We start from the raw sequence: 19,683 nt of genomic DNA on the forward strand, positions 1-19,683 counted from the left end.
AAACGCGCGCTTCATCCCGGTTCTGCGTGGCCGCATGGCGGTGACCTCGGAATATTTCACCGGAGCGGTCGGCCGATACTCGTCGGCGTTTTTCACGAGATCTTGGCGCCGGTAAACTTGCTTATTGCCGCATGCCTCGTGAATGTGCCCGGGGAATCGGACCCCAGCGTAGCGGCCGAAGGGCGCGCGCGGGACGTTATGGATCGCGTTGCCGGGGCATCATCCTCCGTACCCGGGACACCAAGGCCGCCGGATCGTCGGCCTGCCCAGTCGAGGAAGGACATCGCGATGGGGGAGAAGGTCGTTGCAGGGCCGTTCGACCTGAGCGACCGACAGCGCCACCGCGACAAGCTCCGGCAGTGTCTGACGGTGCTGGAGAGGCTGCTGGAGGAGAAGAGGTTCGACCGGCCGAAGAACCTGATGGGCCTGGAGATCGAATTGAATCTCGCGGGGCCCGACGGCATGCCGCGCATGATGAATGCCGAAGTACTGGAGCGGATTGCGAGCAAGGATTTCCAGACAGAACTCGCCATGTTCAACCTGGAAGTCAACATAGCCCCACACCGCTTGGACGGCCGGGTATTCGACCGGCTCGCCGAGGAGTTGCGCACCTCGCTCGCGTACGCCCATCGAAAGGCGAGCGAGGTCGACGCGGGAATCGTGATGATCGGCATCCTGCCGACGCTCGGACAGGACGACCTGGTCTCCGCGAACCTGTCGGACGTCGACCGGTACGCGCTGCTCAACGACCAGATCGTCGCGGCGCGCGGCGAGGACTTCGTGCTCGACATCGACGGGGTGGAACGCCTCGTGTGCCGCTCGGGATCCATCGCGCCCGAAGCCGCCTGCACCTCCGTGCAGTTGCACCTCCAGGTCACCCCGGGCCGCTTCGCGGACGTGTGGAACGCGGCACAGGTCGTCGCCGCCCCGCAGGTCGCCGTCGGCGCCAACTCGCCCTTCCTGTTCGGTCACGAGCTGTGGCGTGAGTCGCGGCCCCCGCTCTTCCAGCAGTCCACCGACACCCGTCCGCCCGAACTGATGGAGCAGGGGGTCCGGCCCCGGACGTGGTTCGGTGAACGCTGGGTCACCTCCGCGTACGACCTCTTCGAGGAGAACCTGCGGTTCTTCCCGCCGCTGCTGCCCATCTGCGACGACGAGGACCCGCTGGAGGTGCTCAACGCCGGCGGCGTGCCGAAGCTCGCCGAACTCGTGCTGCACAACGGCACGGTGTACCGGTGGAACCGGCCCGTGTACGACATCGCCGACGGCGTTCCGCATCTGCGGGTCGAGAACCGGGTGCTGCCCGCCGGTCCGACCGTCACCGACGTCGTCGCCAACGCCGCGTTCTACTACGGGCTGGTGCGCGCGCTGGCCGAGGAGTCCCGGCCGGTGTGGACGCGGCTTCCCTTCGAGGCCGCCGCCGCCAACTTCGACGCGGCCTGCAAGCACGGCATCGAGGCGCGCCTGGAGTGGCCGCGGCGCGGACGCCACAGCGGCACCACCCAGGTGGACGCCGCGCACCTGATCCGCGACGAGCTGCTCCCGCTGGCAGCCGCCGGCCTGGACGCGTGGGGCATCGAACCCGCCGACCGGGACCTGTACCTGGGCGTGATCGAGGACCGTTGCAGGCTGCGTACGAACGGCGCGACCTGGCAGGCCGCCACCTTCCACCGGGCACTGGAGAAGGGCCTCGGGCGGGACGCCGCCCTGGCCGCGACGACCAGGCGCTACGGCGAACTCATGCACCTCGGGGACCCGGTGCACACCTGGCCGGTCGGGCTGCCGAAGCCGGCTCCGCTGGCGTGAGGTGACGGGGGCGGTGGTCGGCCCGTGCTGCCGGCGTCTCAGCCGGTGATGCCGGAGCCGGCCGCCACGATCGCCTTGAGCATGACGGCGTGGATCTGTGCCGGGTCGTTGACCTGCTGACCCGAACCACCGGTCGCCTTGGCGATCTGGTCGACCTCCTCCTTGTCGGCGTCGGGACCCACCGCGATCGCGATCAGCGGCACCGGGCGCTCCGGGTCGGTCAGCTTCTGCAGCTCGGCGACGAGACTGGAGCGGGAGATGCTGCCCGGGTCCTGGTTGGCGCCGTCCGTCAGGACGACGAGCGCGTTGAACTTGCCCTTCGCGTAGGACGCGACGGCCGCCTTGTACGCGGCGAGCGTGGTGTCGTACAGGCCGGTGGCCCCGTCGGGGACCGGCTTCAGGGAGCTGAACGCCGCCGACAGCTTCTCGCGCTGGGTTCCGGCGCCCTTCGAGTCGCCGAGCCGGGCGGTGGGCACGAGCACGCGGTAGTCCTTGTCGCCGTCGAGCTTCGTGGAGAACTTCCACAGCCCGATCTCGTCCTCGGGCGTGAAGGTGGCGAGGGCCTGGAGCAGGGACGACTTGGTGACGTCCATGCGGGACTGGTCGGTCCCGGCCACGGGTTCGCTCATGGACGCGGAGGCGTCGACGACCGTGGTGATCCGGGCGCTCTGCACCGTGATCGTCCACATGCCGAGGGCTTCCTTGACCGCGGTGGGCGACTCGGGTTCCGTGGCGGTCCGGGTGTACGGCTGCGGGGAGCTGCCGCCGGCCGCGGTGACCAGCGCCCTGGACGGGCTCTGCGCGTCCGTTCGGAAGCCGTACTTCCGCAGGATCCTCTGCGGTGCGGGCTCTCCCAGCAGGGTCATGAACCGCAGGGCGGCGCGGCTCTCGTCGGTGTTCTGCCCTGCCTCGTCGACCAGGGTGTAGGGGTAGTCGAGGAGCGGAGTGCCGTCCTTCGGGTAGAACAGGTCGAGGTCCTGCCCGCCCTCGTCCGAGGCGTTGTGCGCGAACGCCGCCTGCTCGGAGAGGATCAGCGCCTGGTTCCGCTTCGGGTTGCCCCGCTCGGTGCCGGAGTCGTCGCGGGGGAGTGTGTCGAGGACCTGGGTGTCGCTGTCCGAGGTGCGCTGTGAGAGGGCCTTGGCCATGGCGGCGGCCTGGGTGTCACCGCCCTTGACGCGGGACGCGGCCGCGCTGATCCGGGTGAGGGCGAGCAGACCCGTCGAGCTGCGCGTCGGGTCGGCCGCGCCCAGCTTGAGCTTGTCGTCCTGCATCGTCGCGCCGACCAGTTCGGTCCATGCGTAGGTCTTCTCGGGCCAGCCGAGCGTTTTCGCGGCCGCCGGGACCATGGCGACGCCGACGGGGGTGGAGGCGACGTTGCCGGCACCGGTGACCTGTGTCGCGGTGGTGGACCCGGTGACTCGCTCCACCCACAGCCCCGAGTCGGGCACCCACACCTGTATGCCGGTCGGCTTGCCGGTCTGGAGCGAGTCGGTGACCTTGTAGGACTCGCGAGCGGTCACCCGGACGTCGAGGCAGCGGCCGTCCGAGGTGATGTTCTTCTCGCGTGCGTACGCCGCGGTGGCCGTGAGGGCGGGCGTGATGTCCGGCGACGCGGCCACCGTGAGGTGCACGGCGTCGTCCTTGCAGGAGCCGCCGAAGGAGAACAGACCGCCGCGGACCGCCACGGCCGTGCCGCCGGCGACGGTGAGGACGAGCACGGTCGCGACGGCCACCGTGCGGCGGCGCGCGCGGATCCGGGGGTCGGCGGTGCCCGCCCGGCGCTCGTCGGGCAAGCTGTGACGTCCCATGACGGTGTGGTCCCTCCGCGGTGAGCCTGAGCCGTGGGACAGCCGTAAAACAGGCAAAGGGGGAAGTACACCCCGTACGGAGCCCGTGTCCCCCAACGGCCTGTCGCGCACGATCTTCGTAACTTCTTTCGAGACCCTAGCGGGGCGAAGATGGGGATGAGGCGCGATTACTCAACTGGAGGCGGGAGTGCAGGTGGAGGCGGGGTCGGTGGCCGATTCTTTTCCCGAAGCGGGGCTGACACGACGGATTTTCCGGGATGAGACGCTGCTCGTCCTGGCGCTGTCGCTCGGTGCGAGCGGAGTGTCCGCCCTGATCAGCTTTGTCGGATCGGTCACCAAACCAGGGGGCTTGAAGGATCAGGCGGCCACGCTCAACGCCTCGGCCGCACCGGGGCGTCCGTGGCTCGATCTGGCCTGGCAGCTCTTCGGTATCGCGTCCGCTCTGGTGCCGGTCGCGCTCGTCGCGCACCTGCTGATGCGCGAGGGCAAGGGCATGCGCGTGATCGGCTTCGACCGCACGCGGCCGTGGCCGGACCTCGGGCGGGGTGCCCTCGTCGCGGCCGTGATCGGCAGTACGGGGATCGCCTTCTATCTCGGGGCCCGCGCGTTCGGCGCCAACCTCACGGTGGTGCCCGAGGCGTTGCCCGACGTCTGGTGGAAGTTCCCGGTACTGATCCTCTCGGCGGTGCAGAACGCCGTACTGGAGGAGGTCATCGTCGTCGGGTACCTGCTGCGCAGGCTCGGACAGTTGGGCTGGACGCCGGGGACTGCCCTGGTGGCGAGCGCGGTGCTGCGCGGCTCGTACCACCTCTATCAGGGCATCGGCGGGTTCGTCGGCAACATGGCGATGGGCATTGTCTTCGTCTACCTGTACCGGCGTTGGGGCCGGGTCGGGCCACTCGTGGTGGCGCACTCGCTGCTCGACATCGGCGCGTTCGTCGGGTACGCCCTGCTCGCCGGCAAGGTGGGGTGGCTCCCGACGGCATGAGCACGGGGAGCGGACCGCGAAGGGGCGTACGACACCGTCGTACGCCCCTTCGCGTGCCGGGACGCGGGGTGGGGACGGCCCCGCGGCCCGGGCGGCGTCACGCCAGCAGTTCGCCGTCGACGACGGTGACCGCGTGCCCGGTGAGGAGGGTGCGCTCACCGCGCAGTTCCGTGCGGACCAGGCCGGAACGGGGTGAGGCCTGCAGCCCCGTCAGAGTCGTCCGGCCGAGGCGCTCGGACCAGAAGGGGGCGAGGGCGGTGTGCGCGCTGCCGGTGACCGGGTCCTCGTCGATGCCCACGTTGGGGAAGAAGCAGCGCGAGACGAAGTCGTAGCCACGGGAGGGGTCCTCGGCGCGAGCGGTCGTGATGATGCCGCGCTTCGAGTAGCGGGCCAGCGCGTTGTGGTCCGGGGTGAGACCGAGCACCGTCCTCTCGTCGGCGACCTCGATGAGCAGGTCCCCGGTGTTGGGGCCGGTGTCGAAGGTGGCCAGCGGTTCGGCGCCGAGGGCCTCGGCGACGCCGTTCGGGGCTGCCACCGGGGTGAGCGGAGCGGTCGGGAAGTCCAGCGTGATCGAGCCGTCGTCGCCGGGGGTCGCGACGAGAACGCCGCTGCGCGTGGTGAACCGCACCGGACCCCGATGAGCGCCCGTCGTGTGCAGGACGTGCGCGGCGGCGAGCGTCGCGTGCCCGCACAGGGCGACCTCGGTGGTGGGGGTGAACCAGCGCAGCGCCCAGTCGGCCTCACCGCCGGCGGGGAGCGGGTGGGTGAACGCCGTCTCCGCGTGGTTCACCTCCACGGCCACGTTCTGGAGCCAGGCGTCGTCCGGGAACGAGTCGAGGAGGAGGACCCCGGCCGGGTTGCCGGCGAAGGGGCGGTCGGTGAAGGCGTCGACGATACGAATGCGCATGGTCCGAAGCTAGCCGCCGGACGAAGCGGCGGGCCAAGGCCAATCCGGTGCGGCTGGACTCAAGACGGCGTCGCGGCGAACGCGCGGCGTGAACACCCGCCCGGCAGAAGGGAGATGGGGAAGCTCGCGCGAGCCGCGAGCCGCGAGCCGCGAGCCGCGAGCCGCGAGCCGCGAGCCGCGAGCCGCGAGCCGCGAGCCGCGAGCCGCGAGCCGCGAGCCGGGGCTGGGCCGCCGTCGCGCCGGAGGGGAGACCGCGCGGTCGCGGCGGGCCGGTGGCCGCGCGGCCGGCCGGTGCGAGCAACGACGGTATGGCCGAGCGGGTCCCGCTAGGACTCCGAGCCCGCGGTGCCGGCGTCCCGTGCCCGCGCCGCGGCCGCCGCGTCCAGCAGCGTCCAGCCGTCGATCTCCACCGGCCGCCGCTCCTCGGGGCGCCACCCCCGGGCCAGAGCCACGTCCAACAGGGCCCGGACCGCGCCCGGCTCGTGCAGGTTCAGGTCGGCGCCCCGGGTGAAGCCGACGTCCCCGGAGCCCAGCGGTGCCCCTCCGGGGATGTACCGGCCGGGCGCCTCGGTGAACACGACACGCAGCACGCCGCCGGTGCCGGACGGCTGCGGGGTCAAGGTGAGGGTCTGGCGGCAGTCGACCGCACGTCTGCCGGGATCCCGCCGGTGGCTGTGGCGCAGCCTCCACAGGTACACGCGCCCGTCGGCGACGAGCCGACGGGACTGGTTCGCACGGCGTGGCATGCGAGCGAGGCTACGGGGTCCCACCGACACGCCGGACGACGAACCTTCATCGCCCGCCGCCCGCCGCCCGCCGCCCGCCGCCCGCCAAGTGGTCGAGACCCGGGCCATGGCCACCTGGTCTACCGCTGCCCGGGCCGGGACGGGGGTCAGGGGCAGTCAGGTGCGGGCCCGAACAGGGGGTCAAGCGGATCGCCCTCGTATCCGATGACACGGCAGGCCTCGGCGACCGGGCCCCGGGAGAGTTCCACGAGCCGGGCCAAGGCCGTCGCCTCGGACGGCAGTCCGGCCGGAACGAGCCCGAGGGTCCGGGCCGCGTGGTCGCGTCGACGGTCGAGGTCCGGCACGTCCTCCCGGTACTGCTCGGCGACCACCTGGAGTTCTTCGGCCGTACGTCCCGGAGCATCACGCCACCACGGCGCCACCAGACACAGCCGCACCAACTCGGGCAGACCGAGCGCGAGCGGTCCGGACGCGCCGTCGAGGCTGACCTACACCACGGGGCGTTCCTCGCCGCCTGCGCCGACGAAGCAGTACGCGTCCCCCGAGCCCGCCCGCGCGAACTGCTCCAGCCGGGCCCCGGAGGCGAGCCGGATCCCGTCCTCCAACAGGTGGTCGGCCGGGTTCGTCGCGTCGAGGTCCGCGACTGCGGCGAAGAAGGCGCCGACCTCCGCGTCGGAACTCAGCAGGGGCAGCAGGGCGCCGGGGTGGGCGACCGGGTCGGTTGGTGCGTCACATCCGTTCACCCCGCCCACCGTATGCGGAGCCTCCGACAGGGCCCGAGGTGGACGTCCGGGGCCGGGGCGAAGTGCGGCGGGCCGGGGTCAAGAGCCGACGGTCGGTCGTGGGGCGGAGCCGGGACGCGGGCCTGCTCGGTGCGAGGGTTGTCTTCCGAGCGGTTCCGATATATCGTTGACGCATCGCGACCGATCAACGATGGAATGGAGTGATTGCGATGCGTTCCCGTGGAGAAGACTTCGGATACGAGCACGAACACGGACATGGACACCACGGCGGACCCGGCCATCGAGGTCGGGGCGGCCTCGAGGGGCGACGCGGGGCTTTCGGGCCCTTCGGACCGGGTGGACCCGGTGGCCCCGGCTTCGGTGGACCGGGCTTCGGCCCCGGCCCCTGGGGTGGGCGTGGCGGTCGGGGCGGACCGCGGGGGAGGGCGCGGCGCGGCGACGTGCGCGCGTCGATCCTCGCGCTGCTCAAGGACCGGCCCATGCACGGTTACGAGATGATCCAGGAGATCGCCGAGCGCAGCGGCGGGGCGTGGAAGCCCAGCCCGGGTTCGGTGTACCCGACCCTCCAGCTGCTGGAGGACGAGGGCCTGATCACCAGTGAGGCGGAGGGCGGCAAGAAGCTGTTCTCGCTCACCGAGTCCGGCCGCACCGCGGCCGACGAGGGACCCGACGCGCCCTGGGAAGAGGCCGGGCGCGGGGTCGACTGGGAGACGCTGCACGAGATCCGGCAGGCCGGATTCGGCCTCATGGAGGCCTTCGGCCAGGTCTGGAAGACCGGCAGCAAGGATCAGCGCGACAAGGCGCTGAAGGTCATCAACGAAGCCCGCAAGAAGCTGTACCTGATCCTCGCCGACGAGGACTGACGGCATGCTGTGGTACCTGCCGGCGCCCCGTGGAAGTGTTTCCGCGGGGCGCCTTTCCGCATACGGGGTGCCGGGTCCCGCCGTGCGCGATGCGGAACCGCGCGGGACTCAGGCCACCAGTCCGGACAGCTTGCGCAACGACTCGTCGAGCGCGGCCGTCGCCGAGTCCTTGAGTTTGCCGGCCATGAGGGAGACCGCGGCACCCGTGAACTCGCCGTCGATCCGTACCGACGTGGCGTCCCCGTCGGGGGTGAGCGTGTAGCGCGTGGTGACGTTCACCGCCATCGGGCCCTTGCCGCGGATGGCCAGGACGTGGCCGGGCTCCAGTTCCTCGATCGTCCAGGTGACCTCGGCCGGGAAGCCCATGAGCTTCATGTTCTCCGCGAAGGTGCCGCCGACTTGGAACTTCTCGGGTCCGCCGTTCGGGAAGTTCGTGTGCGTCGCGTTCCACTCCCCGTATCCCGACCAGTCCGTGAGCCGGTCCCAGATCTTCTCGGCGGGCGCCTCGATGCGTGCTTCCGCGCTGACTTCGGCCATGCGACCACCCCTTTGTGTCGGCGGCTGCGCCCGGCGCAGCTCCGGTGTCGCGGAACGTAGCCGCAGGCCCGGCAACATTCAATACTGATGAACCGTCAGAATTGCGGGAGGCGGCTGAGGGGCTCGGAGAGAGGGGGCAAGGCGGCGCGCCCCCCTCGGGAAGAATCGGCGCGAAGTCATCCGCAGGGAGGAGAATCCGCACAGGGTTGCCCACCCTGTGTCGGACGCCAAGATGCTGCCCGCCGGGGATGCCCCGGCTCCGCGGGGCTGATGAGGTGGGAGATGTGTCATCCCGTATCCCCCAGCAGTCCGCCGCCGCGAGCGGCCCGAATCCTCCTGACAACGATGCCGGTCTCAGCGCGGAGCTGGCCTCGGTGGTCTCCGGTGCGCGAAGACGGGCGCTGCGGGACGGCGACCGGCAGATCGACACGGCTCATCTGCTGCACTCGCTGCTGGAGTCCGACCCCGAGGTGCGCGCCGCTGTCGACGGGGGAGCGCAGCTCGCCCGGCTCCTCGGCTACCTCGTGCAGCGCAGCATCGGCTACGGACTGCGCTGGCAGGGCACCGTCGAGGATTCCGGCGCCGTCCCGGTCGTGACCGAGGCGGGCTGGTCGCCCGCGGCGGCCGGCGCGATGGAGCGGGCGCAGGAGAGCGCCCTGGTGCGCGGGGACGAACGCGCCCGAGGCCTCGACCTGCTCGCCGCGCTCGTCGCCGATCCCCGGTCGAGAGCGGTCGAGGTCCTCGCGCATGCCGGGGTCGACGTCCCGGTGCCGCCGGAAGGGGCGGCGACGGAGTCCAGTCGTTGAGACAGGTGTCATCGGGGATGACGGTCATGTCATCGCCTGTCATCATGTGCCCGTGCATACGTCTCAGGGGAGTCAGGGCAGTGGTGGCAGAGGGGTGGGCCTGGGGCTCGCGCTCGTGTCGGCGGTCGCCTTCGGCGGATCGGGTGTCGCGGCCAAGCCGCTGATCGAGGCGGGGCTCGACCCGCTCCACGTGGTGTGGCTGAGGGTCGCGGGCGCGGCGCTGATCATGCTGCCGTGGGCCGTCTGGCACCGGGCGCTGGTCAGGCGCCGCCCCGCGCTGCTCGCCGGGTTCGGGCTCCTCGGCGTGGCCGGTGTCCAGGCCTGCTACTTCGCCGCCATCTCCCGTATCCCCGTGGGTGTCGCCCTGCTCGTGGAGTACCTCGCTCCGGCGCTTGTCCTCGGCTGGGTGCGGTTCGTGCAGCGCAGGCCCGTCACCCGTGCCGCCGCGCTCGGCGTCGTCCTCGCCGCCGGCGGACTCGCCTGCGTGGTCGAGGTGTGGTCGGGGCTGAGCTTCGACCTCCTGGGGCTCCTGCTCGCGCTCGGCGCCGCCTGCTGCCAGGTCGGCTACTTCGTGCTGTCCGACCAGGGCGGCGACGCCGGGGACGAGGCACCCGAACCGCTGGGTGTCATCGCGTACGGGCTGCTCGTCGGCACGGTCGTGCTGACCGCCGTCGCCCGCCCGTGGACGATGGACTGGGCCGTCCTCGGCGGCAGCGCGGACATGAACGGCACGTCCGTCCTCGCCTCGCTGCTCCTCGGCTGGATCGTGCTGATCGCCACCGTCGTGGCCTACGTCACCGGGGTGCTCTCGGTACGCAGGCTCTCCCCGCAGGTCGCGGGCGTGGTCGCCTGTCTCGAAGCGGTGATCGCCACCGTCCTCGCCTGGGTGCTGCTCGGCGAGCATCTCTCGGCTCCGCAGATCATCGGCGGAGCGGTCGTCCTGCTCGGCGCCTTCATCGCGCAGTCGTCGGCTCCGGCGAAGCCCTCCGACGGACCGGTGGCCGGTGGGCCGGGCGACGCCGAAAGGGAGTTGTCGGCCCACGGAACCGCCGTCTAGGCTGCGGATCATGCCAGCGACGCTCGTTCTTCCGCCTCCGGCCGCCTGAGGCGGGCGTTCCGAAGACCCGCCCGGCCCGCGCCGGGCGGAACGGCGCTGCCCGCAGAAGAAGCCCGAGGACCTTTCCGTACGTCCCCGCCGCCACGGCCGGGACGACGACGTGGTCCCTTCCCGAACTTCTGCGGAACTGCGGAGAGAACACGTGTCGAACGCGAACACTTCTTCCGGCCTGCCCATCGGGCGAGGCCTGCTCTATCTGATCGTCGCCGGTGCCGCCTGGGGCACCGCGGGCGCGGCCGCGTCACTGGTCTACCGGGCCGGTGACATGGGGCCGGTCGCCCTCTCCTTCTGGCGCTGCGCGGGCGGGCTCGCCCTGCTGCTCGCCGTGCGGGTGCGTCCGGGGCGGCGCCCGGTCCGTCCCGCCCTCCGGGAGCCGCTCGGCGGCAGGGCACTGCGGATCGGTCTCACGGGGATCGGCCTCGCGGTCTTCCAGACCGCCTACTTCGCCGCTGTCGAGGCGACCGGGCTCGCGGTGGCGACCGTCGTCACGCTGGGCGCGGGGCCGGTGCTCATCGCGCTCGGCGCGCGGCTCACCCTGGGGGAGCGGCTCGGGCGCGGCGGGAGCACGGCCGTCGTCGGAGCGCTCGCCGGGCTCGGAGTGCTGGTCCTGGGTGGTGAGGGCGCGACCGTACGGCCCTGGGGCGTCCTGCTCGCCCTGCTCTCGGCGGCCGGATACTCGGCGATGACCCTGCTCACCCGCTGGTGGGGTCGCGACGGCCGGGCCGACGGGTCCGCCACGACGGTGGGGGCGTTCGCCGTCACCACCGTGTGCCTGCTGCCCCTCGCGCTCGCCGAGGGGATGACGCCGCACACCGCGCACCCGGTCCAGACGCTGGCCCTGCTCGCGTACATCGCCGCGGTTCCCACGGCGCTGGCCTACGCCCGCTTCTTCGCGGGTGCCGCCGTCGTCCGCTCGGCGACGGTGTCCGTGATCATGCTGCTGGAACCGGTCAGCGCGGCGGTACTCGCCGTCTGCCTGCTCGGCGAGCGGCTGACCCTGCCGACCGTCGTCGGCACCCTCCTCATGCTCGGCTCCGTCGGGGGACTCGCGGTGGCCGAGGCGCGCGCCGCGGGGGCCGACCGCCGTTCGACGGCGGAGCGGGAGGCGGCGCTCGTGTGAGGACGGCGGGGTCGCGGGTGCGGGCCGACCGGACCGCACCCGCAACCCCGGCTCCATGCGCCGGCCGCGCCGGCCGCAGGTCCCGCGCGACCGGCGGGCCGTCAGCCGGCCAGGTAGTCCGGAAGCTCGATGCCCGGGGCCAGGTCGTCCGCCGGGACCGGGGTGCCGTGTCCCCTGGTCACGGGGACCACACCGGTCCAGTACGGAAGACCGAGGTCCTCTTCGTCGTCGTTCGGACCGCCGGTGCGCAGCTTGGCGGAGACCTCGTTCAGGTCGAGGCTGATCACGGCGGTGGCCGCGAGTTCCTTGGCATTGGCGGGCCGGGAGTCGGCCGAACGTCCGGCGACGACGTGGTCGACCAGCGCGTCCAGGGCCAGGCGCTTCTCCTCGGGGTCCGTCACCTGGTGGGCGATGCCGTGCACCACCACGGAGCGGTAGTTGATCGAGTGGTGGAAGGCCGAGCGGGCGAGGACGAGTCCGTCCACGTGCGTCACGGTGAGGCACACGGCCAGACCGGGATCGGCCTGGCCGGTCATCCGCAGGGGGCGGGACCCGGTGGAACCGTGGACATAGAGCCGCTCACCGGCCCGCGCGTACAGCGTCGGCAGCACGACCGGGGCGCCGTCGCGGACGAAGCCGAGGTGGCAGACGTATCCCTCGTCGAGTATCGCGTGCACCATCTCGTGGTCGTACGCGGCACGCTCCCTGGAGCGGGTCGGGACGGTGCGGTCGGTCGGGGTGTAGGCAGCGGACTGCGTCGTCCTCGGCTGGGTGCTCGTCTCCGGCATTGCCTTCTCCATTGCACTAGTGCATAATCTTGTTTGTGCTAGGAGAGTATCGGATCGAAGGGCGCCGCGCAGCCGACATCGCTGCCAGTGTCGAGCGCGCGGTGGGGTCGGGGGAGCTGGAGCCGGGACAACTGCTCCCGCCGATGAGGGAGTTGGCGGAGCGGCTCGGGGTCAATCCGAACACGGTCGCGGCCGCCTATCGCACGCTGCGGGAACGCGGGGTGATCGAGACCGCGGGCCGGCGGGGCAGCCGGGTGCGGTCGAAGCCGGTCACCACGGGACGGGAGTACCTCCGGGTGGAGGTCCCCGAGGGCGTCCGGGACCTCGCCCACGGCAACCCCGACCGGACGCTGCTGCCCGGCCTCGCCGAAGCCTTCGCCGTGGCGGGCCGGGAGTCCGACCTGCACCCCGTGCAGTACGGGGAGGACCCCGTGGAGCCGGAGTTGGGGCGCGTCGCCCGCGCCGACCTCGACGCGGACGGAGTGCCCGAGGGGCCCGTGGTCGTGACCTCCGGATCGCTCGACGCCATCGAGCGGGTCCTGGCCGCGCACCTCAAGCCCGGCGACGCGGTGGCGGTCGAGGACCCCGGCTGGGGCAGTGTGTTCGACCTCGCTCCGGTCCTCGGCCTGCGGACGGTCGGGGTCGGTGTCGACGACGAGGGCCCGCTGCCCGACGACGTACGGCGCGCGCTGGCCGGCGGGGCACGGGCCCTGATCGTCACCGACCGGGCGCAGAACCCCACCGGCGCCGCGGTGACCGCCGCACGCGCGCGTGCCCTGCGCTCCGTGCTCGCCGAGTACCCCGAGACCCTGCTCGTCGAGGACGACCACGGTCACCGGATCGTCGACGTGCCCCTGCATCCACTCGCCGGGGTCACCCGCCACTGGGCGTTCGTGCGCTCCGCCGCGAAGGCCTACGGACCCGACCTGCGGCTCGCCGTGCTCACCGGGGACGCCGTCACGGTCGACCGCGTGCACGGCCGGCAGCGGCTCGGCCCCGGCTGGGTGAGCCGGCTGCTGCAGAAGGCCGTGGTCCATCTGTGGACCTCCGGCGCGGTCGACGTGGTCGCCGTGTCCGACGCCTACGGAAGGCGCCGCGACGCCCTGATCTCCGCCCTGGAAGCGCGTGGCGTCGCGGCGCACGGGCGGAGCGGCATGAACGTCTGGATCCCCGTCCCGGACGAGACCGGGGCCGTCGCCCGTCTGCTGCACGCCGGCTGGGCGGTCGCCCCCGGCGCCCGGTTCCGGATGAGCGCGCCGCCCGGCATCCGGATCACCGTCTCGCCCCTCGGGCTCGACGACATGGAACCGCTCGCGGACGCCGTGGCCGCGGCCGTGGGTCCCGGTCCCGCCCGCCGCTACGTCTGAGGTGCGCGTGGTGGCCGAGGGCGGCTCCGGTGACGCGCCGGACGCCGGTCGCCCCGCGGGTCAGCGGCGCGGCTTCGCCTGGGTCAGGGCCGCGCCCGCCAGGACGATCACCGCGCCGACCGGGGTCGACCAGGCCAGCGACTCGCCGAGGATCGCGACACCGGCGGCGGTGGCGATGACCGGGATGAAGTACGTGACCATCTGTGCCGTCGTCGGGCCGACCTCGGCGACGATGCCGTACTGCAGGAAGATCGCGAGGCCGGTGCCGAGCGCGCCCAGAGCGACGATCGCGAGCAGGGGAACCACCGGGAATCGGCTCGGCAGCGTGGTGAACAGCGGCGTGACGAAGGCGAGTTGTACGGTCGCCAGGAGCAACTGGACGCCGGTCATGGACAGGTGCGAGGCGCCGGTGCCGGCCAGGGTGCGGCGGACGTAGATCCAGCCGACCGGGTAGCTGAGCGAGGCGAGCAGGGCCATCGCGGTGCCGGTGGCGTCGAGACCGTGGAAGCCCTGCCAGACGCCGAGGACGGTCAGGACACCGAGGAAACCGATACCGAGGCCGGCGACCCTGCGCCGGGTGGGCCGGTCCTCGGAGAGGGCGACCAGGGAGAGCGCCATGCCCCACAGCGGTGACGTCGCGTTGCAGATGCCGGCGAGCGTGGACGGGATGGTCAGCTCGGAGTAGGCGAACAGGGAGAACGGCAGCGCGTTCAGCAGCAGGGCGGCGACCGCGAGATGACCCCAGGTGCGCGCCCCGCGCGGCAGCCGCTCCCGCTTCACCGCCATCGCGGCCACCAGCACCGCCGTCCCGAACAGCAGCCGGCCGAAGGTGACCTGGAAGGGCGCGTAGCCGTCCGTGCCGACCTTGATGAGCAGGAAGCTGAACCCCCAGATCAGGGACAGGACACCGAACCGGATCCGCCAGTCCAGGGCGGTACGGGGGCGGGCCGGGGTGCCGGTCGGCGATGCGGTGCGGGGTGTGGCGACGGTGGTCATGAGGCCACGATGGGGCACCGCGATGTCGTAGCACAAGCGAGAAGTTTCGAGCGGTATCTCGTAGCATCGCTTACATGTTGAATCTGGAGCGCCTGCGCACTCTCGACGCCCTCGCGCGGCACGGCTCGGTGAGCGCGGCGGCCGAGGGGCTGCACGTGACGACGTCGGCCGTCTCGCAGCAGATGTCCAAGCTGGAGCGCGAGGTGGGCCAGCAACTGCTCGCCAAGAACGGCCGGGGTGTGCGGCTCACCGACGCCGGGCGGCTGCTCGCCGAGCACGCGGCGCGCATCCTGTCCCAGGTCGAGCTGGCGCGGTCGGACCTGGAGGCGCACCGCGGGCAGGTGGTGGGCGAGCTGAGGCTGTCGGCGTTCCCGACCGCGGCGCGCGGGCTGTTCCCGGCCGCGCTCGCCGCGCTGCGCACCGAGCACCCCGGACTGCGGGTGCGCTCCAGTGAGTTGGAGCCGGAGGCCGGGGTCGCGGGAGTGGTCCGCGGCGACCTCGACCTCGCGGTGGTGCTCGACTGGTACAACAAGCCGATGCCGCTGCCCGACGGCCTGGTGAAGGCGTCGATCCTCGACGACCCCGCCGATGTGGCGATGCCCGCCGGGCACCGGCTCGCGGGCAGGGACGAGGTGGACCTCGGGGAGTTCGCGGACGACGAGTGGATCACCTGGAACGAGGGCGAGTTCTGCCACGAGTGGCTGATGTTCACCCTGCGCTCCAAGGGTGTCGAACCGCACGTCGGACATCGTGCCGCGGAGACGCACACCCAGCTCGGGCTGGTCGCCGCCGGCCTCGGCGTGTGCGTGGCCCCCCTCCTCGGACGCCATCCGATGCCCGAGGGTGTCGTCACGGTCCCCGTCCGCCAGCGGGTGCGTCGGCACGTCTACGTGGTGTGGCGGGCCGACGCCGACCGGAGGCCGTCGATCAGGGCGGCGGTGGACGCCCTGCGCAGAGCGGGAGAGGCGGTCAAGTGAGCCGCCCGGTGCGGCGGTTCGGCTACATCGGGGGCAGCTTGCGGAAGTCCCAGGAGGCGATGGCGTCCGGGGTCAGCCGCATCCAGGCGTGCCGGCCGTCGTGCGGCATCTCCTCCAGCCCGAAGTTCTTCCGCGCGAACAGGGTCTCGGGGACGTCGAGTTCGGCGCACAGCTCTCCGGTCCGAGGGAACTCGCCCACGAACTCGACGGTGCCGGACAGCTCGACACCGCGCAACTCCCCGTACTCCTCACCCGAGTCGATCACGACGGCGACGCGCGGATCGTTGCGCAGCTGCACCCAGCGCTTGCTGCGCACCACCGAGTAGAGCCACAGCGAGGTGCCGTCCCAGGTGAACCAGAGCGCGCTGACGTGCGGGACGCCGTCCTTCGACACGGACGCGACGCGGCAGGTGCGCTGGGTCGTGAGGAACTCGTCCAGTTCACCGGGAGTCATCATGATCTTCCGGCCTCGGCGCTGAGTGACGGCCATACGGTCCCCTCGTCCTGTGTCTGTGGGCCCCGCTCCCTGCGGACCGGGGTCTCTGACGTTCCGTCAGAAAAGCATGAGGTGTCTTCCGTCCTCACGCAATGGTCGTTACGCTCGCCCGCCCCGACCCACGACGACAAGGAGAGCCATGCCGTCGTCCGAGCACCTCAGTGAACTCCTCGACCCCGCCGGCACGGTCCTGCTCACCATCGAGTGCCAACAGGGTGTCGTGGGCCAGGACAGCGCGCTACCCGAACTCGCCAAGGAGGCACGCTCCTCCGGAGTGCTGGCCCGGGTGGCCCGCCTGGTCGACGCGGCGCACGAGAGCGGTGTGCAGGTCGTGCACGCCGTCGCCGAACGACGCCCGGACGGCCGCGGCGCGAACCGCAACGCCCGGCTGTTCCGCGCGGCCGAACGCCTGCCCGTGCAGCAGCTGACCGGCACCACGGCGGTGCGGGTCGCGCCGCCCATCGAGGTCGCCGAGGAGGACTTCGTCGTGCGCCGCCTGCACGGACTGTCGCCGATCGCAGGCACCGACGTCGATCCACTGCTGCGCAATCTCGGCTGCCGCACCCTCGTCGTGACGGGCGTCTCGGCCAACATCGCTGTCCCCAACGCCGTGTTCGACGCCGTGAACCGCGGCTACACCGTCGTCGTGCCGTCGGACGCCATCGCGGGGGTACCCGCCGAGTACACCCCCGCGATGATCCGGAACACCCTCGCACTGGTCGCCACCATCACGACGACCGACGACGTGCTCGCGTGCCTCAAGGGGCCACGGCGATGACGCCCGGCACGCTCACGCGAGTTTGATCGAGTCGCCCTCGACGGTGATGGTCGCGGCGGCCAGGGCGCTGGTCGCGGGCCCCTTCTTCACACTGCCGTCGGTGGCCGAGAACTGGCTGCCGTGGCAGGGGCAGGTGATCACGCCGTTGGCGATCCCCTTGACCGCGCAGCCCTGGTGGGTGCACTTCGACGAGAAGGCCTTGAAGGTACCGGCCGCGGGCTGGGTCACGACGACTCCCTGGTCGGCGAAGACCTTGCCGCCGCCCTCCGGAATGTCCGTGGTCTTCGCCAGCTCCGTGCCGCCGCCTGCCCCGCCGCCCGAACTCTTGCCGCCGCTCCCGCCGTCGCCGGAGCCCACACTGTCGGACGCCTTGTCGTCCGCACCGCACGCGGTCAGCGCCACGGCGAGTCCCGCCGCGCCGACCGCCGCCACGACGGTGCGCCGTGCCGGACCCGGCACGGGGTGAAGCGATTCGCTGGTCATGCTGACGTTCCCTTCGACGGACGGAGGTGGTTCTGATCAGAAGTACGGTCGGGCCGTCCGCCCTGTTCAGGGCATGAGGACTTCTTGACCGGATCGACAGCCGGTCGACAGGAACGGCCGCCCCGAGGGGGCGCTCCCGTCCGGCCAACCGGTTCCGGCGCGGCCCGCGGGCTGCGTCCGCCGGACGTGAACGCCCCAGTAACCTGGGGCGATGCTCAAGGAAGTCAACGCCACCCGGTACATCACGCCGTTGCGTGAGGGCGGATCGCTGCCGGGACTCGTCGAGGCCGACGACCTCGGGACGTACGTCATGAAGTTCACCGGCGCCGGCCAGGGGCGCAAGACACTCGTCGCGGAGGTCGTCTGCGGTGAGCTGGCGCGCCGGCTCGGACTGCGGGTGCCCGGCCTCGTGACCATCGGCCTCGACCCGGTCCTCGGCCTCGGCGAACCCGACCAGGAGGTCCAGGAACTGTTGAAGTCGAGCGGCGGACCGAACCTCGGGATGGACTTCCTCTCCCGCGCCCTCGGCTTCGACCCGCTGGCCTTCGAGGTCGGACCCGAGGAGGCCGGCCGGATCGTCTGGTTCGACGCCCTGGTCAACAACGTCGACCGGTCCTGGCGCAACCCCAACCTGCTGATGTGGCACGGCGAACTGTGGCTCATCGACCACGGCGCCACGATGATCTGGCACCACCACTGGCCCGGAGCCGAGACCTCCGCGGCCAAGCCGTACGACATCGCCGACCACGCTCTCGCGCCCTTCCGCCCGGACATCGCCGCCGCGGCCGCCGAGCTGGCCCCGCTGATCACCGAGGACCTGCTCGCCGAGGTCACCGCCCAGATCCCCGACGCCTGGCTGGCGGACGAACCGGGATTCGAGTCGGCCGACGCGCTGCGCCGCGCCTACGCGCGACCGCTGCTGGCCCGGGCGGGCGTCATCCACCGGCGGATCAAGGGCGCCGACGGCATCCACGGCACCGAGGGGGACATGTGAGCGAACGGGACGTCTTCGAGTACGCGCTGCTGCGGGTGGTGCCGCGCGTCGAACGCGGCGAGTGCTTCAACGCGGGTGTGCTGGTGTACTGCCGCGCCCGGACCTTCGTCGCCGCCCGGACCCATCTGGACGAGGGCAAACTGCTCGCGCTCGACCCGGGCGCGGACGTCGCGGGTGTGCGGGCCGCGCTGCGCGCCGTCGAAGGGGTCTGCGCCGGAGGGAAAGCCGCCGGTCAGGCGGCGGGGGACGATGCCGGGCGGCGTTTTCGCTGGCTGATCGCACCCCGCTCCACGGTCGTCCAGCCGGGCCCCGTGCACACCGGCCTGACCGCCGATCCGGAGGCCGAGACCGAGCGGTTGCTCCAGCTGCTGGTCAGGTAATGGATCACATGCGCGCGGTGTGCCGTTGACACCGGGTGCCAGGGCTTCTAGCGTCACGTCTGCTGAAGGTACTAAGCGGTCGCTCACCGGACGGGCGTACCGTGTGAGCCGCAGGTCCTTCGGGGCTCCCGAAGGCGCCGCAAGGTTGTCGAGACAGCTTGGCCGGGCTTGGGCCGGCTTTTCCAAGGGCGAGGAGAACCAGCAATGTCCACCACTGAGCAGCGCGTCGCCGTAGTCACCGGTGCCGCGCGCGGCATCGGCGCCGCGACCGCCGTACGTCTGGCCGCCGAGGGCCGCGCCGTCGCGGTGATCGACCTCGACGAGGCCGCGTGCAAGGACACCGTGGAGAAGATCACCGCCGCCGGCGGCAAGGCCCTCGCGGTCGGCTGCGACGTCTCCGACGAGGCCCAGGTCGAGGCCGCCGTCGCCCGCATCGCCGAGGAGCTCGGCGCGCCGACCATCCTGGTCAACAACGCGGGCGTCCTGCGCGACAACCTGCTGTTCAAGATGAGCGCGACCGACTGGGACACCGTCATGAACGTGCACCTGCGCGGTGCCTTCCTGATGGCGAAGGCCGTGCAGAAGTACATGGTGGAGGCCAAGTTCGGCCGGATCGTGAACCTGTCGTCCTCGTCGGCGTTGGGCAACCGCGGCCAGGCCAACTACTCCACGGCCAAGGCCGGTCTGCAGGGCTTCACCAAGACCCTCGCCATCGAGCTCGGCAAGTTCGGCGTCACCGCGAACGCCGTCGCGCCCGGCTTCATCGTCACCGACATGACCGCCGCCACCGCCGCCCGCGTCGGCATGGACTTCGACGACTTCCAGGCCGCGGCCGCCACCCAGATCCCCGTGCAGCGCGTCGGCAACCCCGACGACATCGCCAACAGCATCGCGTTCTTCACCGGCGAAGCCGCCGGATTCGTCTCCGGCCAGGTGCTGTACGTGGCCGGCGGACCGCTCAACTGAGGCCGGGGGAAACCGAC

The 19,683-nt window shown here is 71.9% G+C and carries 22 protein-coding genes; 12 read left to right on the top strand and 10 right to left on the bottom strand.

Annotated features, from left to right (window positions below):
- Positions 1–288 precede the first annotated feature (288 nt).
- Positions 289–1,806 (top strand): glutamate-cysteine ligase family protein, encoded by a 1,518-nt coding sequence (locus OG406_RS33065; RefSeq protein ID WP_329189245.1) that lies wholly within the window; start codon positions 289–291, stop codon positions 1,804–1,806.
- Positions 1,807–1,844: 38 nt separating this feature from the next.
- Here the strand turns inward: OG406_RS33065 and OG406_RS33070 are convergent, their stop codons facing one another.
- Positions 1,845–3,614 carry a substrate-binding and VWA domain-containing protein gene (locus tag OG406_RS33070; RefSeq protein WP_329189247.1) on the bottom strand — a complete coding sequence of 590 codons (1,770 nt, stop codon included), beginning with the start codon at positions 3,612–3,614 and terminating at the stop codon, positions 1,845–1,847.
- Between the two features lie 187 nt (positions 3,615–3,801).
- Between OG406_RS33070 and OG406_RS33075 the strand changes: the two genes are divergently transcribed.
- On the top strand, positions 3,802–4,602 hold the full coding sequence (locus OG406_RS33075; protein ID WP_164374829.1) for a CPBP family intramembrane glutamic endopeptidase: 801 nt from the start codon (positions 3,802–3,804) through the stop codon (positions 4,600–4,602).
- A 97-nt stretch (positions 4,603–4,699) separates the two neighbouring features.
- Here the strand turns inward: OG406_RS33075 and OG406_RS33080 are convergent, their stop codons facing one another.
- The 4 genes from OG406_RS33080 to OG406_RS33095 form a co-directional block, all read right to left on the bottom strand.
- Entirely contained in the window at positions 4,700–5,509 is an 810-nt protein-coding gene (locus OG406_RS33080; RefSeq protein WP_329189249.1) for a PhzF family phenazine biosynthesis protein, read from the bottom strand.
- A 326-nt stretch (positions 5,510–5,835) separates the two neighbouring features.
- Positions 5,836–6,255 (bottom strand): hypothetical protein, encoded by a 420-nt coding sequence (locus tag OG406_RS33085; protein ID WP_329189251.1) that lies wholly within the window; start codon positions 6,253–6,255, stop codon positions 5,836–5,838.
- 146 nt (positions 6,256–6,401) lie between these two features.
- The gene (locus OG406_RS33090) at positions 6,402–6,626 is read right to left on the bottom strand and encodes a hypothetical protein (RefSeq protein ID WP_329189253.1); all 225 of its coding nucleotides are present in this window, start codon (positions 6,624–6,626) and stop codon (positions 6,402–6,404) included.
- A 117-nt stretch (positions 6,627–6,743) separates the two neighbouring features.
- A complete protein-coding gene (locus OG406_RS33095) occupies positions 6,744–6,998 on the bottom strand; it encodes a hypothetical protein (RefSeq protein ID WP_329189254.1) in 255 nt (84 codons plus the stop codon).
- A 209-nt stretch (positions 6,999–7,207) separates the two neighbouring features.
- Here OG406_RS33095 and OG406_RS33100 point away from each other — a divergent pair, with 209 nt between their 5' ends.
- Positions 7,208–7,861 (top strand): PadR family transcriptional regulator, encoded by a 654-nt coding sequence (locus tag OG406_RS33100; protein ID WP_329189256.1) that lies wholly within the window; start codon positions 7,208–7,210, stop codon positions 7,859–7,861.
- A 108-nt stretch (positions 7,862–7,969) separates the two neighbouring features.
- On the opposite strand, the gene OG406_RS33105 is transcribed toward OG406_RS33100, so the two are convergent.
- A complete protein-coding gene (locus OG406_RS33105; protein ID WP_164374826.1) occupies positions 7,970–8,398 on the bottom strand; it encodes a type II toxin-antitoxin system Rv0910 family toxin in 429 nt (142 codons plus the stop codon).
- A 248-nt stretch (positions 8,399–8,646) separates the two neighbouring features.
- Between OG406_RS33105 and OG406_RS33110 the strand changes: the two genes are divergently transcribed.
- The 3 genes from OG406_RS33110 (at position 8,647) to OG406_RS33120 (ending at position 11,441) form a co-directional block, all read left to right on the top strand.
- Positions 8,647–9,204: a Clp protease N-terminal domain-containing protein gene (locus OG406_RS33110; protein ID WP_443067123.1), complete on the top strand. Its 558-nt coding sequence runs from the start codon at positions 8,647–8,649 to the stop codon at positions 9,202–9,204.
- A 46-nt stretch (positions 9,205–9,250) separates the two neighbouring features.
- Entirely contained in the window at positions 9,251–10,261 is a 1,011-nt protein-coding gene (locus OG406_RS33115; protein ID WP_329189260.1) for an EamA family transporter, read from the top strand.
- A 202-nt stretch (positions 10,262–10,463) separates the two neighbouring features.
- Positions 10,464–11,441 carry a DMT family transporter gene (locus OG406_RS33120; RefSeq protein ID WP_329189261.1) on the top strand — a complete coding sequence of 326 codons (978 nt, stop codon included), beginning with the start codon at positions 10,464–10,466 and terminating at the stop codon, positions 11,439–11,441.
- A 101-nt stretch (positions 11,442–11,542) separates the two neighbouring features.
- Here the strand turns inward: OG406_RS33120 and OG406_RS33125 are convergent, their stop codons facing one another.
- Positions 11,543–12,229, bottom strand: coding sequence for a pyridoxamine 5'-phosphate oxidase family protein (locus tag OG406_RS33125; protein ID WP_329189262.1), 687 nt, complete (start codon positions 12,227–12,229; stop codon positions 11,543–11,545).
- A 35-nt stretch (positions 12,230–12,264) separates the two neighbouring features.
- Here OG406_RS33125 and OG406_RS33130 point away from each other — a divergent pair, with 35 nt between their 5' ends.
- Positions 12,265–13,596 (top strand): aminotransferase class I/II-fold pyridoxal phosphate-dependent enzyme, encoded by a 1,332-nt coding sequence (locus OG406_RS33130; RefSeq protein ID WP_329189263.1) that lies wholly within the window; start codon positions 12,265–12,267, stop codon positions 13,594–13,596.
- A 60-nt stretch (positions 13,597–13,656) separates the two neighbouring features.
- Here OG406_RS33130 and OG406_RS33135 read toward each other — a convergent pair whose 3' ends face one another.
- A complete protein-coding gene (locus OG406_RS33135; RefSeq protein ID WP_329189265.1) occupies positions 13,657–14,592 on the bottom strand; it encodes a DMT family transporter in 936 nt (311 codons plus the stop codon).
- A gap of 74 nt (positions 14,593–14,666) precedes the next feature.
- On the opposite strand from OG406_RS33135, the gene OG406_RS33140 reads away from it, so the two are divergent.
- Positions 14,667–15,569: a LysR family transcriptional regulator gene (locus OG406_RS33140; RefSeq protein WP_164374820.1), complete on the top strand. Its 903-nt coding sequence runs from the start codon at positions 14,667–14,669 to the stop codon at positions 15,567–15,569.
- Positions 15,570–15,591: 22 nt separating this feature from the next.
- Here OG406_RS33140 and OG406_RS33145 read toward each other — a convergent pair whose 3' ends face one another.
- Positions 15,592–16,059, bottom strand: coding sequence for a pyridoxamine 5'-phosphate oxidase family protein (locus tag OG406_RS33145; protein WP_081223215.1), 468 nt, complete (start codon positions 16,057–16,059; stop codon positions 15,592–15,594).
- Positions 16,060–16,204: 145 nt separating this feature from the next.
- Here OG406_RS33145 and OG406_RS33150 point away from each other — a divergent pair, with 145 nt between their 5' ends.
- Complete coding sequence (locus OG406_RS33150; RefSeq protein WP_164374819.1) at positions 16,205–16,843, top strand: cysteine hydrolase; 639 nt, start codon at positions 16,205–16,207, stop codon at positions 16,841–16,843.
- Positions 16,844–16,855: 12 nt separating this feature from the next.
- On the opposite strand, the gene OG406_RS33155 is transcribed toward OG406_RS33150, so the two are convergent.
- Positions 16,856–17,326 (bottom strand): Rieske (2Fe-2S) protein, encoded by a 471-nt coding sequence (locus tag OG406_RS33155; protein ID WP_267050195.1) that lies wholly within the window; start codon positions 17,324–17,326, stop codon positions 16,856–16,858.
- A gap of 211 nt (positions 17,327–17,537) precedes the next feature.
- Here OG406_RS33155 and OG406_RS33160 point away from each other — a divergent pair, with 211 nt between their 5' ends.
- The 3 genes from OG406_RS33160 to fabG all read left to right on the top strand — a co-directional run bounded on the left by OG406_RS33160 (position 17,538) and on the right by fabG (position 19,666).
- Positions 17,538–18,320: a HipA family kinase gene (locus OG406_RS33160; protein WP_329189270.1), complete on the top strand. Its 783-nt coding sequence runs from the start codon at positions 17,538–17,540 to the stop codon at positions 18,318–18,320.
- On the top strand, positions 18,317–18,700 hold the full coding sequence (locus OG406_RS33165) for a DUF3037 domain-containing protein (protein ID WP_081223211.1): 384 nt from the start codon (positions 18,317–18,319) through the stop codon (positions 18,698–18,700). Before OG406_RS33160 ends, OG406_RS33165 begins: the two co-directional genes overlap by 4 nt.
- Before the next feature lie 204 nt (positions 18,701–18,904).
- Positions 18,905–19,666, top strand: a complete 762-nt coding sequence (fabG, locus tag OG406_RS33170) for a 3-oxoacyl-ACP reductase FabG (protein ID WP_081223210.1) — start codon at positions 18,905–18,907, stop codon at positions 19,664–19,666.
- Positions 19,667–19,683 lie beyond the last annotated feature (17 nt).

This window comes from Streptomyces sp. NBC_01428, from assembly GCF_036231965.1.
Lineage (GTDB): Bacteria > Actinomycetota > Actinomycetes > Streptomycetales > Streptomycetaceae > Streptomyces.